This window comes from Mycobacterium sp. DL99, from assembly GCF_004762045.1.
GTDB lineage: Bacteria > Actinomycetota > Actinomycetes > Mycobacteriales > Mycobacteriaceae > Mycobacterium.
Genome location: NZ_SJOM01000007.1, coordinates 6,487,993 through 6,503,222 on the forward strand (window position 1 = coordinate 6,487,993; position 15,230 = coordinate 6,503,222).

Sequence of the window (15,230 nt, forward strand, 5' to 3'; positions counted from 1 at the left end):
TACGGATGTCGTTGGCTGACCGGCTATGGCGCCCTTCGCTATTCACTGGCCGTACGCGCCGACTTGCGCGTGCCTCGAGTGCCACGTGCCTTCGGCGGCCGAGGCGCGCCCAGGACATATGACTTGACCAAATGATTCCAACTGCAGGTGCGGCATACCTCAACCACATGGACTGCGAACTCGTCGTAACGAGTTGCCAACATCACCAGCTCCTCCGCGGTGCGCGCTGAGCCCGATACCGGGCCCAGATGATCACCGAAAACCCACGACACCAGCGTGAGCTGCTCTTTACGGCAGATCGGACACATCACCGAACTCTGCTTGCCGTGAAACTTTGCCGCGCGCAGCAGGTACGGGTTGGCGTCACAGACCTCCGAGACGCCGGTGCGCCCCGAATAGACCTCAGCCAGCAGGGACCGCCGCCGAAGCGCGTAGTCCACCACCTGTCTCTGCAATCGCACGATGACCAGAGTACGTCGACCCCCTACACGCCGAGGCGCGACCGCGTCACACCTCCTACGATCATCGGCGTGGCAACTCGGCAGACCCCGACCACGCGGGCCAAAGACAGCGATCGCAACGACACCTGCAAAGTGCTCGACAACGCACTCGGTGAGGGCCAGTTGTCCATGGAAGAGCACCGCCAACGGGTGTCGGCGGCGACCAACGCCACGACCCTGGGGGATCTCGCCCGCCTGGTCGAGGATCTGCAGAACGCGGACGCACCTGTGCAGTTGCCGACGCTGACCAAGCCCCGCCTGCCCCGCGTCCGCAAGCCGGCCGGCTCCGGGTGGGGGCTGCGGCTGGCCTCGGCCGCCGTGCTGGTCATGCTCGGGATCGGTATCGGCTGGGGTTTGTACGGAAACACCTCCTCACCGTTGAGCTTCAACCCAGACCCGGGAGCCGTGCCCGACGGCATCGACCCGGTGGTGCTGACCCCGCCGACACAGCTGCAATCGCTCAACGGGGTCAAGGGACTGTTCGAGCAGATGCGGCAGAAGTTCGGCAACACCATGGGCTTCGAACTTCACATCGATCCGGACTCGGCGATGGCGTATCGGCCGGACCCGCGGGACAGCCGGATGAAGGTCTATTACCGGTACACCGGCGGATGGGGCGATCCCAGCAGCTCGCCCAGCACTCTCAGGAGCGAGGACCGGCTCGTCGACCTCGCGGCGTTCGACTACGAGAAGGTTCTCGGGATCATGCGGGGCGCGCCCGACACGCTCAACACCAAACGCGCCGACGTGAAGAGCACCTGGCTGCGCATCACGCCGTCGGAAGATCCGTCGACGCCTGAGGCCATCAACATCGATGTCATCGTCAGCAGCGATTTCGGGGGCGGGACCATCAACCTGTACCCGGACGGCACCGTCAAGGGGATGTACCGCAACAACGGGTGAGCCGGCCCTCGGCTGCCGCCGGCATTCGCCGGGCCTTCGTCATCGCTCCGACGTGACGCTCGGGCCCGGCCACCGGTCCATGACTATCGGCATTCACTTGGCGCCAAATATATCGGCGCGATACAGTTTGGCGAGGTGTTGATCCGTCGTAGCGATCAATTCCATCTGATCTGTCGAAAGGGGTGATCTCGATGCTGGAGCTCGCAGTCCTGGGCCTCTTGCTCGAATCACCGATGCACGGCTACGAGCTGCGCAAGCGATTGACGGGTCTGTTGGGGGCGTTCAGAGCGTTCTCGTATGGCTCGCTCTACCCGGCATTACGTCGCATGCAGGCCGACGGCCTGATCGTCGAGGACGCCGCACCCTTGGGACCGACCAAGGTGCGCCGGGCTCGGCGGGTGTATCAGCTGACTGATGCCGGCAAGCAGCGGTTCAGCGAGTTGGTCGCCGACACGGGGCCACAGAACTTCTCCGACGACGGGTTCGGTGTCCACCTCGCCTTCTTCAACCGCACCCCGGCCGAGGCCAGGATGCGAATCCTGGAGGGGCGGCGCCGTCAGGTGGAGGAACGCCGGGAAGGTCTGCGCGAAGCCGTGACGCGGGCCAGTAGTTCGTTCGACCGCTACACCCGTCAGCTGCACCAGCTGGGCCTGGAGTCCAGTGAACGAGAAGTCAAATGGCTCAACGAGTTGATCGCGGCCGAACGTACGGCGCAGGGACGCTCGGAAAACGCATGAGCACAGCCCCGCACATGGCCCCAGGCCGAGCACACAGAACGAGTAAGGAGATCGTCCATGTCTGAGCACGCAGGAGAAATCCGGGTCGCCATCGTCGGCGTCGGTAACTGCGCATCGTCACTGGTCCAGGGCGTGCAGTACTACCACAACGCCGATGAGAACACGACCGTGCCGGGCTTGATGCACGTGAAGTTCGGCCCCTACCACGTGCGTGACGTGAAGTTCGTGGCCGCGTTCGACGTGGACGCCAAGAAGGTCGGCTTCGACCTGTCCGAGGCCATCTTCGCCTCCGAGAACAACACCATCAAGATCGCCGACGTGCCGCCGACCAACGTGACGGTGCAGCGCGGCCCGACCCTCGACGGCATCGGCAAGTACTACGCCGACACCATCGAGATCTCCGACTTCGAGCCCGTCGACGTGGTCAAGGCGCTCAAGGACGCCAAGGTCGACGTGCTGGTCTCCTACCTGCCGGTGGGCTCTGAAGAGGCCGACAAGTTCTACGCCCAGTGCGCCATCGACGCCGGCGTGGCCTTCGTCAACGCGCTGCCGGTGTTCATCGCCTCCGACCCGGTGTGGGCCAAGAAGTTCGAGGACGCCGGTGTCCCGATCGTCGGCGACGACATCAAGAGCCAGGTCGGCGCTACCATCACCCACCGCGTGATGGCCAAGCTGTTCGAGGACCGCGGCGTCACGCTGGACCGCACCTACCAGCTCAATGTCGGCGGCAACATGGACTTCCTGAACATGCTGGAGCGCTCGCGCCTGGAGTCCAAGAAGGTTTCCAAGACCCAGGCCGTCACCTCCAACCTGACCGGCTCGCTGGCCGGCAAGGTCGAGGACAAGAACGTCCACATCGGCCCGTCCGACCACGTCGCGTGGCTCGATGACCGCAAGTGGGCCTACGTGCGCCTGGAAGGCCGCGCCTTCGGTGACGTGCCGCTGAACCTGGAGTACAAGCTCGAGGTGTGGGACTCGCCGAACTCGGCCGGTGTGATCATCGACGCGGTGCGCGCCGCCAAGATCGCCAAGGACCGCGGCATCGGCGGCCCCATCGAGGCGGCCTCGGCCTACCTGATGAAGAGCCCGCCCAAGCAGATCGCCGACGACGTCGCGCGCGTCGAGCTGGAGACCTTCATCGAGGGCTAGTTCTTCTTTCACCGAGAGTGCGGTGAGATCGCGAATTTCCATCCGGATGCGATCTCACCGCACTCTCGGCGTATAAAGGGCCCGTGGTGAGCGACGACGCTTTGACTGGTCTTGACGAGTTCGGCCTGCTGCACGAGAACGCCGAACAGATCGGCGCGAGTGGCCCGCTGCCTGCGGTCGAACGCATCGAGCAGGGGCCGATCAGCGCGCTGAAGTTCGGCACCGACGCCCCACGGATCGTGTTCCTGCACGGCGGCGGCCAGAACGCGCACACCTGGGACACCGTGATCCTCGGCCTCGGCGAGCCCGCCCTGGCCGTCGATCTGCCCGGCCACGGCCGTTCGGCCTGGCGCGAGGATGGCGACTACGGCCCGAAACTCAATGCGGCGAGCCTGATTCCGGTCCTGGAGGCGCACGCCCCCAACCCGCGGCTGGTGGTCGGCATGTCGCTGGGCGGCCTGACCGCGCTGCGGATCGCGGCGACCGAACCCCGGCTGGTACCCGAACTCGCGCTCGTCGACGTCACACCGTCGGCACCCGAGCGGCACAACGAGATGACCAAGGCCCAGATGGGCACCGTCGCCCTGGTGCGGGACAACCGCACCTTCCCGACATTCCAGGCGATGCTCGACGTGACCGTCGCAGCCGCCCCACATCGGGACCGGAATTCGTTGCGGCGCGGCGTCTTCCACAACTCCAAACAGCTCGACGACGGCACCTGGACCTGGCGGTACGACACGTTCCGCAAGGGTGACGGGTTTGAGGGCCTGTGGGACGACGTCCCGGCGATCACCATGCCCACCACCCTGATCCGCGGGGCCAACTCGTTCTTCGTCAACGACGAGGACGCCGACACCTTCGCCAGGACCGCGCCCGGCTTCCAGCGCACCCACGTCGTCGCCGACTCCGGGCATTCGGTGCAGGGCGATCAGCCGGCGGCACTCGTGCAGCTACTGCGCGGCCTGCTCAGCGACTGAGCACCGCCGTGACGTCGGTGACGACCTCTGAGGTGAACACCGCACCGAGATCGCCGAACGTACCCTCACTCACTTCCACCTGAATGGTCTGGGAGTCGATCTCCCGCGGATCGAACGGTATGCCCGGATCCACCCAGATGCCCACCGATCGACTCCGGGGTGCCGGGCGGCTGATGTCGTGCCGCAGCGGGCCGTCGAGCGGCTCACCGACCGTCCAGCCGCGACTGGCCAGGCCCAGCAATGCGAAGGTCTCGGCCCGCGCACCTTCGAAGCGCCGCAGGGTCTTGCCGGCCAGCTCTTCTCCGGTCGCCCGGATCACCTCACGCGCCACCTGCGGAAACGGTTGCAGGATCTCGTAGTCGGCGAACACCTCGGCCCAGCCGGCCAGACCGCCGTGCAGAGGATGAACGATCCCGACCGGCAGGCCCGGGTCCAGCACCGCAGTGGTGTCGTCGACGTCGGCATAGCTGCGGTCCTCGGCGATCCGAAAAGTGGTTGCCAATGACCCTGACTCGTCGAACTGCCCCCACACCAGACGCCGGGCCAGGTGCACCATCACGGGGTGATTCGCGAAGATCAGTTCAAATTCCGTTGCAGTCCAACGGCGTTCGTGGATCATCGCGGTTTCGAGCCGCGGCAGCTGTTCCTTGGCCACGACTCGGGCCTCGCGTTTGAGACGGGTGAACCGCCGATGCGACTCCTCGGCAACCTCGGCGTCGTCACGCACGCCGGGCTTCGGGAAACTACGCAACCGCGCGCCGTTCTGGTCGCGCACCACCGGTTGGAGCAATTCGTCGAACTCGACCGTGAACCGCCGGGGGCCGTAGTCGAACACCGCCGCCGACGCTTCGTCGAGTCCGAGGTCGGGTATCAGGCGATCCGCCATCTGCTCGTCGGAAAGACCCCGCGCGACGGCGATCTCGCCGAGCCGCTCAGCCGCCTTGTCCTTCAACGGCTTCGACCGCCCCTTCTTGGACAGCCGGAACAACGTCAGCAGCGCGTGGTCGGTGCCGATGGTGCTCAGGACGTCCAGCCCGTGCGGTATCCGTCCGCCCCTGCCCTGGCTCGGCCAGGCTTTGACCATCTCGGCGATGCGGTCGACGCTCTCGTCGTCGGCAAACCACGCCAACGCGTCCAGGGCCCACTTGTGCGCACCCGGCGCGCCGAACGCCCACCACGCCTCGAAGAGCGCCCAGCTGAACGCATTGAGGCTGGCCACTTCGCACAGGTCCATCAGCTGGGTGACCCCCGCGTACGGGAGCACCGGCCCGGACAGCATCAGCATCACCGCGACGGACTCCACCGCGTCGGGTGGAAGTTGCGAGTCGTCGGCCAGCCGCACGGGCGTAGCCAGCGTCGACCGAGCCCAATCCGGAAGCCGGGGCACACGTTTCGGCAGTACCAGCAGTGGGTCGACGGCCAACACCGCCGTCACAAGCGGGACAGCTTCGGCGTCGTGCCGGCGCACCGCCTCGATCACTTCGTCGACCGAGTTGTGTGCCGCGAGGTAGCGCAGCGCAGTGTGGGCGGCACCACGGGTCTCGGCGGCGTCGGTGGCCGCAGGCAGCAGGTACGGCGCTATGTCCGGTCCGTGCCGGTGCAGGTAGGCACGGGCCACAGCGATCAGCGAACGGCGTTGTCCAGAAAGCCATTCGGCGATCCGGACCGCGACGAGTTCGCTACGGATGGGGCCGAGGTAAGCCACATCAGAGCACTTGTCCGCGTAGGCGAGGGCGAGGTAGTCCAGGCGGGGGCCGAGCCGAAGGAGTGCCGCCCCGCACCATTCGCCGTAGTAGTACGGCCGCCACTGCGGTGTCCAGCCCGAGGCGATGAGCTTCTCCACCAGGCGGTCTGGACCGTGGACGAGAATGTCGCGCTCACAGATCCATTCGCCCGACTCCTCGCGATGCCGTTCGATGTCGGCCCAGCTGCGCAGCATCCTCGGCGGCTGCGCAGCGACTCGGCGGGCGACCGTGAGCTCCTCGTCAGTCCAAAACAGTTCGGGTGATGGCGCTCGTAGCGGCCGGGACGGGACAGGCAGCTTCGGCGACTTGGCGGCCCGCTTCCACGGCGGAGTGGCCAACAGTTCCGGCAAGGCGCACGCCTGCGACAGCGCAGCCGGTGCAGGCACGGCCGCGCCGAGCAACTCCCGGGCCAGGTCGTCGTCACGCCCCGCGAGGAGGCGGTCCGCCCGGTGCGGGAAGTTGCGTACCGCGCGGGCCAGCCCCGGCCGGACACCTTCCCGGCCGGAATACGTCAACAGTGTCTCGAACGCGGCGTCGGCGGGCAGACATGCGAGCGCCTCGGCCACCACCCCGACGCGTTCTTTGGACAGATACTCGCGCAACAGCCGGTCCAGCATCGGGACCAGGGCGTCACCGAACCGATCGACCAGCGTGGGCAGGATATGGCGGTAGTCCTGGTAGTACGAGGCTCCGCTGGTCGCGAAGAGCAGGCGGTGCACATCGTCGATCGAGTCGACCGAGGTCAACAACTCCAGGCGCGAGCGGTCCTCGGAGAGGCCGATCGGGGTGCGGCACGCTTCGACGACCCACTGTTGGTTCGTCGGGAACATGAACGCGGCAGCGCATTTGGCCTGTGCGGTGTCGCGAGCGGTGTCGATCGCCGACATCACTCGGTCGTAGTGGGCGGATTCGATCCGCGTGAGCCGTTCCCGCATCCGCCGGGCCAGTCCGAATCGGTCGACACCATGTGGCATTCGGGGGATCGGGTAATCCGTGCTGGACCAGAAATTGAACACCCATCGCGGGGACCGCATCACTGCCAGCGCCGCGAACTCGAATCCGTAGTCGGCGATCCAGAAATCCACCCAGTCCGCCGGCCGGGCATCGGCGACCAGTTCCAGTCCGGCAATCACCGCGGCGCCCAATGGATCGTTGCCACCGGGCGCCAGAAACCGTCGGAGCGCCACGGCCAGCTCCTCGACCATTCCGCGGTAGCCGGCGACCGCTTCCAACTCGACTCGGTGGGTGTCGGTGATCGCGGTTCGAATGCCTGCGACGACGTCGTCACGCACGTCGGCGATCGGCACCTCGGGGCCGTCGCGGCGTGGCAGGATCGACCGGCGCCAACTCGGGGACATCACCACGGCCGTCAACATTCCCCCTTCGTGTATGCCCGGAACTCCCCCAGGCTATCGGCGCTGCAGGGTCACCGGCCGCACTAATTCTCAGGGGAACGACCAGCTTTCGCTCGAGGTGATCACGAAACCGTGACCCCCGTCGTCGCTGCACGCGACCCCGCCCCCGTACAGCGCCAGGCACCACCCGGACGGGTCGCGGCTGTCGACCACCCGCCCCTGGTCGAGAAGGGGTAGCGGGTCCGCGTACTCGGGATCCATCGCGGTATCGCTGCGGCCCCAGGCCAATTCCGAAATGTTCAAGCTGACGACATTGTCGTTGCGACCCGGCATCGGACCTCGGCAGCTGGCCCGGACACCGGAGAACGACGTGATCTCACAACGCAGGTCACCGTCGACCGCGAAGTACTCGGTGATGTTCTTGCCCCCACCGTGCTTGGAGTAGACCTTCGTGGAGTCGAACACGTACTGCCGCGGATCGGGGAAGCCGGCGGGCAGACGCGGCACGGGAGTGAGGGCTGCGGAGTCCGCCCGCACCACGAACCCGACCGGCCGTTCGCGGCGAACCCGGCATGCGGTCAACGCATCGGGACCGACCACGCAATCGACATAGCCGACGGAAAGCCGTGAGCCAGGCGGCAGCACCGGCGGCTGGGGTTGCGGGACGGGATCTGCCGTCTTCAGGAACCACACTGAGCCGTCAGGTCTGACCGCGACCGCGTTCGCGCCGCCGGGGGCACCGGGTATCTCCCCGTGGCAACCGAATCGGTCCGAGCCCACAGCACAGACCAAACCGCTCGGAGTCGAGAAGAAAACTCCTTCGTATGGCCTCGTGTAGTCGTTTACGGGGACCGCGGTGAAATCCTCGAACCGTGGGAACTGCGGCTCTGACACGGAGTTCTGCGGTCGTGCCGGCGTGGGACTCCCGGTGTCCTGCTGGGAGGGAGCCGGCCTGGCCCAGCACCCGCTGATCGGCATCGCGACCAGCAAAACGGCGAGCACGACAGTCGCGATCCGCTGCACACAATCAGCCTATGCTGCGGATCACCCCTGAGTACCCTCGTAAAAGTGAGCCACCCCATACGCATCGGTGTGCAACTGCAGCCACAGCACTCCCCCACCTACAGCCATATCCGCGATGCGGTGCGCCGCTGCGAGGACATCGGCGTCGACATCGCGTTCAACTGGGACCACTTCTTCCCGCTCTACGGCGATCCCGATGGCGCACACTACGAGTGCTGGACGATGCTCGGCGCCTGGGCCGAGCAGACCTCGCGTATCGAGATCGGCGCACTGGTCAGCTGCAACTCGTACCGCAACCCCGAGCTCCTGGCGGACATGGCCCGCACCGTCGATCACATCTCTGACGGCCGCCTCATCTTGGGCATCGGAAGTGGTTGGAAACAAAAGGATTACGACGAGTACGGCTATGAGTTCGGCACCGCGGGCAGCCGGCTGGACGATCTGGCCGAAGCGCTGCCGCGCATCGAGGCCCGGCTCGCCAAGCTCAACCCGGCGCCCACCCGGGAGATCCCGATCCTGATCGGCGGCCAGGGCGAACGCAAGACGTTGCGCCTGGTGGCCGAACACGCTCACATCTGGCACGCATTCGTCGACCGCAACACCTACCCGGGCAAGGCAGCGGTGCTCGCCGAGCACTGCGCCACCACCGGCCGCGATCCGTCCACCGTGCAGCGCTCGGCCGGGGTACAGGAGTCCGGCGGCATCGACGCCATGCTCGCCGAGGCTGATGCGCTGGCAGATCTGGGCGTCAGCATCGTCACCGTCGGCGTCAACGGACCCGACTACGACCTGACCGGCGCCGAGGCCCTGTGCCGGTGGCGCGACGGGCGGCACGCAAAGTTCAGCGGATGAGCTGAAGCCACTCGCATCACCCTTTGGAGCCGCCCGTGAGAAACTTGCGAAACGCTAACGCACGGGGGGTGTGTGTCCCAACTCAAAGGGGGAGTTACCGAGGGTGCCCAAAAACTACGGGGTCAAGGAGAAGGACCAGGTTGTCACGCACATCATCAATCTGGTGATGACGGGCAAACTGCGCTCCGGTGACCGCATCGATCGCAACGAGATCGTCCGTGACCTCGGGCTCAGCCGCGTCCCGATCCAGGAAGCCGTGGTTCAGCTCGAGCACGACGGAATCCTCTCGACGCGGTACCACCGCGGCGCATTCGTGTCCCGGTTCGACGAGGCGACGGTCGCCGAACATCACGAGCTGTACGGCATCCTCAACGGCATCGCCTCGGCGCGCTGCGCCACAAACCCCACCCCCCGCATCATCGCCCATCTCGATGACACGTTGCGCGTGATGCGTTCAGCAAAGGACACCAAGACCTTCCAGGAGGCCTGCTGGGTGTACCGCGACGCGATCAACGACGAGTACGCGGGGCCGCGCCTGCATGCCACCATCCGCGCCGGCAAGAGCTTCGCGCCCTCGGAGTTCTGGATCAATTACCCGCAGGCCAAGGCCGAGTTTCTGGCCGGCTACGAAGAGGAAACCGCCGCCATCCACGCCCGGGATCCCGAGGCTGCCCGCAAGGCCTGCACCGAGCGCGCCGAGAAGATGGCGCAGATCATGGTCGGCGAGCTGACCCGGCGTGGAGTGTTGGGCGACTTACGGTCCCCTTGAGCGGAATCGCTCATCACCTGGCGTCCGCCCACTAGGTTGCATCAGATGGACGCCAGACGATCGGCCGTGCTGCTGACCACGGTCCTGATGCTGTTCGGGCTGGTGTGTGCAGCACCGGCAGGCGCGGACGTCGACCAGTGCGCACCCCCCGGAGTGGACAGCGCCAGCGCATTGCCCACCAACCTGGCCGCCGCGGCCACCGGGCCCGGCGCCGACAAATACACCACCGCCACCGTCGCCCCCCTGGACACGATCCGGACCGAGAACCTCGGCCTGAGCACCCCCGGCGTGCTCACCGTCGGCACGTTGTCGGATGCGCCTCCCAGCATCTGCATCAACTCGGCCGGACAGTTCACCGGCTTCGACAACGAGTTGCTGCGCGCCGTCGCCGACAAGCTCGGCCTGCGGATCAACTTCGTCGGCACCGACTTCTCGGGCCTTCTGGCCCAGACGGCGTCCCGGCGCTTCGACGTGGCGTCGTCGTCGATCACCACCACCGATGCCCGGCGCCGTACCGTCGGCTTCACCAACGGCTACGACTTCGGTTACTTCTCGCTCGTGGTGCCTACCGGCTCACCGATCACCGGTTTCGGGCAGCTCGCCCCCGGACAGCGCATCGGGGTGGTGCAGGGCACCGTGCAGGAGGCCTACGTCATCGACACGCTGCACATACAGCCGGTGAAGTTCCCCGACTACAACACCGTCTACGCCAGCCTCAAGACCCGTCAGATCGATGCCTGGGTGGCACCGTCGCAGCAGGCCTCGGGGACCGTGCAGCCCGGTGACCCGGCGCAGATCATCGAAAACACGTTCAGCCTGGACAATTTCGTGGCGTGGGCGGTCGCCAAGGAGAACCTGCCGCTGATCGGTGCACTCAACTCCGGACTGGACGCCGTCATCGCCGACGGCACCTGGGCCAAGCTGTATTCCGACTGGGTGCCGCGGGCCCTGCCGCCCGGCTGGAAGCCCGGCTCCAAGTCCGCGCCCGTTCCCCAGCTGCCCGACTTCGCCGCGATCGCCGCCGCCAAGGAGAAACCCGCCGCCGGAGCCCCCGTCGCACCCAAATCCACACTCGCGCAACTGCGGGACTCTTTCCTGGACTGGAACCTCTACAAGCAGGCGATCCCCGACCTGCTGCGCACCGGCCTGCCCAACACACTCATCCTGACCGTGTGCGCCAGCGTCATCGGGCTGGTGCTCGGGATGGTCCTGGCGGTCGCCGGTATCTCGCGGTCGCGGTGGCTACGCTGGCCCGCCCGGGTGTACACCGACATCTTCCGCGGCCTGCCCGAAGTGGTGATCATCCTGTTGATCGGGCTGGGCATCGGGCCCGTGGTCGGATCGCTCACCGGCAACAGCCCCTACCCCCTGGGCATCGCGGCGCTCGGGCTCATGGCAGCGGCCTACGTCGGGGAGATCTTCCGCTCCGGCATCCAGAGCGTCGAGCCCGGGCAGATGGAAGCCTCACGCGCCCTGGGCTTCAGCTATGCCTCGTCGATGCGCCTGGTCGTCGTTCCACAGGGCATCCGGCGGGTCCTGCCGGCACTGATGAACCAGTTCATCTCCCTGCTCAAAGCCTCGTCACTGGTGTACTTCCTCGGTCTGGTGGCCAGCCAGCGGGAGCTGTTCCAGGTGGGGCGAGATCTCAACGCGCAGACCGGAAATCTGTCACCGCTGGTGGCGGCCGGGCTGTTCTATCTGCTGCTGACCATCCCGCTGACCCATCTGGTGAACTTCGTCGACAACCGGCTGCGCAGAGGCCGCCCGCCGGCCGAGGAAGATCCCCTGCCCGCGGTGACCAACCAGGAGATGATCTGATGTCGGCACCACAGCCGGTCGCGCTGGCCGCCAAGGACATCCACCTGTCATTCGGGCCGAACGCAGTGCTGCGCGGGGTGGATCTGGATGTGCCTGCCGGCACCACGACGGCCGTCATCGGACCGTCCGGATCCGGGAAATCGACGCTGCTGCGCACCCTGAACCGCTTGTACGAACCCGACCGTGGCGACATCCTGCTCGACGGCCGCTCGGTGCTCGCCGACAATCCCGACCGCCTGCGCCAACGCATCGGCATGGTGTTCCAACAGTTCAACCTGTTCCCGCACAAGACCGTTCTCGACAACGTCACCCTGGGCCCGCGCAAGCTCAAGGGGCTCAGCGCCGAGCATGCCCGGACATTGGGGCTGGACCAACTGGAGCGGGTTGGTCTCCGGCACAAGGCCGATGTGCGTCCGATCACACTGTCGGGCGGCCAGCAGCAGCGGGTTGCGATCGCGCGGGCGCTCGCCATGGCGCCGCAGGTGATGTTCTTCGACGAGGCCACCTCGGCGCTGGACCCCGAGCTGGTCAAGGGAATCCTCGAGTTGATTGCCGAACTGGCCGCCGAGGGGATGACGATAGTGGCGGTCACCCACGAGATGGGTTTCGCCCGCTCCACCGCCGATGCGGTGGTCTTCATGGATCACGGCAAAGTGGTCGAGTCGGGTACCCCCGAGCAGATCTTCGAAGCGGCCGAGACAGATCGGCTGCGCCGATTCCTGTCGCAGGTGCTGTGAGAGCTACGGCAACCCCTGCGCCAAACCCAACAAGCTGCCGACCTGGCAGCTTCAGACAGGTTAGACTAGCGAATTATGGTGGAGCCCGATTCACAGGTCACAGAGCTGGCCGGAGAGCTGCAACGCGTTCTCTCCAAGGTGTTCTCGGTGCTGCGCCGAGGCGACACCAACAAGGGCACCGCCGGAGAGCTCACGCTGGCCCAGCTCTCGATCCTGCTGACCCTGCTGGACCAGGGCCCGATCCGGATGACCGAGCTGGCCGCCCGCGAGCGCGTGCGCACCCCCACCACCACCGTGGCAATCCGCCGGCTGGAGAAGCTGGGCCTGGTCAAGCGCTCCCGCGACCCTTCCGACCTCCGTGCCGTGCTCGTCGAGGTCACCCCACGCGGGCTGGTGCAGCACCGCGAATCGCTGGCCGCGCGTCGTGCCGATCTGGCCGCCCGGTTGGCCAACCTGAGCGCAGATGACCTGGCCACCCTCGCCGCCGCCCTGGCCCCGCTCGAGCGCCTGGCCGTCCAGAACGATCAGGCTCAGACCGCCCACGCCAAGTCCGAGTAGCGGGCTATCCCAACCAGTCCAACACCGCCGCCGCGGTCCACGATTGCTGCATGCTGCCCAGCGGCTCCCCGGTGAACGGCTCGTAGTACTCGGCGAAAGTCCCGTCGCTGGCCTGACGCAACCCTTCCCGGCGCAGCGTCGAGGCCCGCTCGGCCCAACCGCGCCGGGCGAAGCACCACGAGAACAACCAGGTCATCACCGGCCACACCGGGCCGCGCCAGTACTCACGCGACCGGAAGTCCCGCGACACCGGCGAGGTCGACGGGATCAGCCCATACCGCAGGTCCGGATGCCCGCAGAAACGCGGACCTTCCAGTAGCCGCAGCAGGGCGCGTTCACGATCGTGCGGCAATCCGCCACACAGCAGCGGAGCGAACTGTGCGACCGTCTCGGTGGCCACCCACTTCTTCGCGCGCACGTCGTAATCCCTTGCCGCACCGCTGCGTTCATCGGCGGTCTCGACCACACCGACCCGGAACCGTTCGGCCCAGGAGTAGAGGTCACGGACATCGGCATTGGGGCGTTTGTAATCCTCCCCGATCTCGGCGAGAACCTGGCAGGCCACCGAGAAGATCGCCGAGACGAACACGTCCTCGACCGCGAAGCTCATCACCTTCGGAAGCAGATCATCGTCGTAGCGAACGGATTTCATCTCCTCGAGCAGCCACAGATACCGGTCGTACTCGAGGTCGCTGGGCCGCTGCGTGGCGTCGGTGATGATCGCGTTGTCCTCGCGCTGATACTCCGGCACATTGCCGGGAATCACGTTGGCGTAGGCGCTGTCCCATCGCGGTGAGTTGTCCATGCCGGACTCCCACCCGTGATACAGCGTGATGCGGCCGCGGCCGTCCTGATCGCGCGTCTCCGCCAGCCAGCGGTGCCAGCGCACCAGGTCCGCCCACCGCCGGTCCAGGAAGGACGCAGCCACCGCCCGGGTGGACCGGCCGCGACTGCGGGCGTGGTCGAGAATGCGCTGCACCGCGATCGCATGCACGGGCGGTTGCGTGATGCCGGAGGTATGCCGGTTCCGCGGGGCGTTGGCGGCCAGGGCCGACGTGGCCCATCGGGCCGGGCCGGGAAAGTAGCCGTCGACGCCATTGGCGAACACGATGTGCGGGATCATCCCGTTGCGCCACTGTGCCGAGAGCAGGGTGTCGAGCTCCACCACCGCGCGCTCGACGCTCAGCGGGGCCAGCCCGATCGAGACGAACGCCGCGTCCCAGCTCCACATGTGCGGATACAGCAACGGCGCGGCAGTGGTCATCACACCCAGGTCGTTGCCGCGCAACAGGTAGGCGGCCCGCGCGGCGAGCTGGGTGGGAGCGAAGCTGGGATCCGGTGGCATCCCTACCATGATGCGACGCCGCGGCCCGCTCCGCAGGTCGGCCCCGTGCCAAACGGCGTCACAGTAACGTTGCAGTCGTGCCGTCTGCATTGATCACCGGAGCCGCTGGCGGCATCGGTTCGGCCATCGCCGCCGCCCTTGCTCCCACCCACACGCTGTTTCTGGCCGGGCGCCCGTCGGCCCGCCTCGACGCGGTCGCCGAACGCCTCGGCGCGCCGACCTGGCCGCTGGACCTGACCGACGCCGATTCAATCGAATCCGCCACCGAGGTGCTCGCCGAACTCGATGTGCTCGTGCACAACGCCGGCGTGCTATACCCGGGCCGGGTCTCGGAGTCCATCGCCGAACAGTGGCGGGCATCCTTCGAGGTCAATGTCACCGGCGCGGTAGCGCTCACGCTGGCCCTGCTGCCCGCGCTGCGGGCCGCCCGCGGACACGTGGTCTTCATCAATTCCGGTGCCGGACAGAAGGTTTCGCCGGGGATGGCGTCCTATTCGGCGAGCAAGTTCGCACTGCGCGCATTCGCAGACTCACTGCGCGCCGACGAACCGTCACTGCGGGTCACCTCGATCTTCCCCGGGCGCACCGACACCGAGATGCAACGCGACCTGGTGGCCTATGAGACCGACGGCGCTGGCGATTACGACCCGGCGAAGTTCCTCAAGCCCGAGACGGTCGCCGGGCTGGTGGCGACGGCTGTCACCACCCCGCCCGACGGTCACGTACACGAAATCGTGGTCCGCCCCGGGTGATTTGTGGAGT

The 15,230-nt window shown here is 66.8% G+C and carries 14 protein-coding genes; 10 read left to right on the forward strand and 4 right to left on the reverse strand.

Annotation, left to right across the window (positions count from 1 at the left end; translation table 11 throughout):
• Positions 1-38 precede the first annotated feature (38 nt).
• Positions 39-461: a DUF5318 domain-containing protein gene (locus EYZ64_RS31570; protein ID WP_036443617.1), complete on the reverse strand. Its 423-nt coding sequence runs from the start codon at positions 459-461 to the stop codon at positions 39-41.
• Between the two features lie 69 nt (positions 462-530).
• On the opposite strand from EYZ64_RS31570, the gene EYZ64_RS31575 reads away from it, so the two are divergent.
• The 4 genes from EYZ64_RS31575 to EYZ64_RS31590 all read left to right on the forward strand — a co-directional run bounded on the left by EYZ64_RS31575 (position 531) and on the right by EYZ64_RS31590 (position 4,266).
• Positions 531-1,403 carry a DUF1707 SHOCT-like domain-containing protein gene (locus EYZ64_RS31575; protein ID WP_135459655.1) on the forward strand — a complete coding sequence of 291 codons (873 nt, stop codon included), beginning with the start codon at positions 531-533 and terminating at the stop codon, positions 1,401-1,403.
• A gap of 191 nt (positions 1,404-1,594) precedes the next feature.
• Positions 1,595-2,140, forward strand: a complete 546-nt coding sequence (locus EYZ64_RS31580) for a PadR family transcriptional regulator (RefSeq protein ID WP_167858052.1) — start codon at positions 1,595-1,597, stop codon at positions 2,138-2,140.
• Between the two features lie 57 nt (positions 2,141-2,197).
• A complete protein-coding gene (locus tag EYZ64_RS31585; protein WP_044514262.1) occupies positions 2,198-3,289 on the forward strand; it encodes an inositol-3-phosphate synthase in 1,092 nt (363 codons plus the stop codon).
• An 83-nt stretch (positions 3,290-3,372) separates the two neighbouring features.
• Entirely contained in the window at positions 3,373-4,266 is an 894-nt protein-coding gene (locus tag EYZ64_RS31590) for an Rv0045c family esterase (protein WP_135459657.1), read from the forward strand.
• Here the strand turns inward: EYZ64_RS31590 and EYZ64_RS31595 are convergent.
• A complete protein-coding gene (locus tag EYZ64_RS31595; RefSeq protein ID WP_135459658.1) occupies positions 4,256-7,387 on the reverse strand; it encodes a DUF4132 domain-containing protein in 3,132 nt (1,043 codons plus the stop codon). The two genes, EYZ64_RS31590 and EYZ64_RS31595, sit on opposite strands and share 11 nt — an antisense overlap.
• 69 nt (positions 7,388-7,456) lie before the next feature.
• Complete coding sequence (locus tag EYZ64_RS31600) at positions 7,457-8,146, reverse strand: hypothetical protein (RefSeq protein WP_135459659.1); 690 nt, start codon at positions 8,144-8,146, stop codon at positions 7,457-7,459.
• Between the two features lie 270 nt (positions 8,147-8,416).
• On the opposite strand from EYZ64_RS31600, the gene EYZ64_RS31605 reads away from it, so the two are divergent.
• The 5 genes from EYZ64_RS31605 (at position 8,417) to EYZ64_RS31625 (ending at position 13,123) form a co-directional block, all read left to right on the forward strand.
• Positions 8,417-9,241, forward strand: coding sequence for an LLM class F420-dependent oxidoreductase (locus EYZ64_RS31605; protein WP_167858217.1), 825 nt, complete (start codon positions 8,417-8,419; stop codon positions 9,239-9,241).
• 103 nt (positions 9,242-9,344) lie between these two features.
• Positions 9,345-10,010, forward strand: coding sequence for a GntR family transcriptional regulator (locus EYZ64_RS31610; protein ID WP_135459660.1), 666 nt, complete (start codon positions 9,345-9,347; stop codon positions 10,008-10,010).
• 45 nt (positions 10,011-10,055) lie between these two features.
• On the forward strand, positions 10,056-11,828 hold the full coding sequence (locus EYZ64_RS31615; RefSeq protein WP_135459661.1) for an ABC transporter substrate-binding protein/permease: 1,773 nt from the start codon (positions 10,056-10,058) through the stop codon (positions 11,826-11,828).
• Positions 11,828-12,565: an amino acid ABC transporter ATP-binding protein gene (locus tag EYZ64_RS31620; protein ID WP_135459662.1), complete on the forward strand. Its 738-nt coding sequence runs from the start codon at positions 11,828-11,830 to the stop codon at positions 12,563-12,565. Before EYZ64_RS31615 ends, EYZ64_RS31620 begins: the two co-directional genes overlap by 1 nt.
• 75 nt (positions 12,566-12,640) lie before the next feature.
• The gene (locus tag EYZ64_RS31625; protein WP_135459663.1) at positions 12,641-13,123 is read left to right on the forward strand and encodes a MarR family winged helix-turn-helix transcriptional regulator; all 483 of its coding nucleotides are present in this window, start codon (positions 12,641-12,643) and stop codon (positions 13,121-13,123) included.
• 4 nt (positions 13,124-13,127) lie between these two features.
• On the opposite strand, the gene ggh is transcribed toward EYZ64_RS31625, so the two are convergent.
• The gene (gene ggh / locus EYZ64_RS31630) at positions 13,128-14,468 is read right to left on the reverse strand and encodes a glucosylglycerate hydrolase (protein WP_135459664.1); all 1,341 of its coding nucleotides are present in this window, start codon (positions 14,466-14,468) and stop codon (positions 13,128-13,130) included.
• 77 nt (positions 14,469-14,545) lie between these two features.
• On the opposite strand from ggh, the gene EYZ64_RS31635 reads away from it, so the two are divergent.
• On the forward strand, positions 14,546-15,220 hold the full coding sequence (locus tag EYZ64_RS31635; RefSeq protein ID WP_135459665.1) for an SDR family oxidoreductase: 675 nt from the start codon (positions 14,546-14,548) through the stop codon (positions 15,218-15,220).
• The last annotated feature ends 10 nt before the right edge of the window (positions 15,221-15,230 follow it).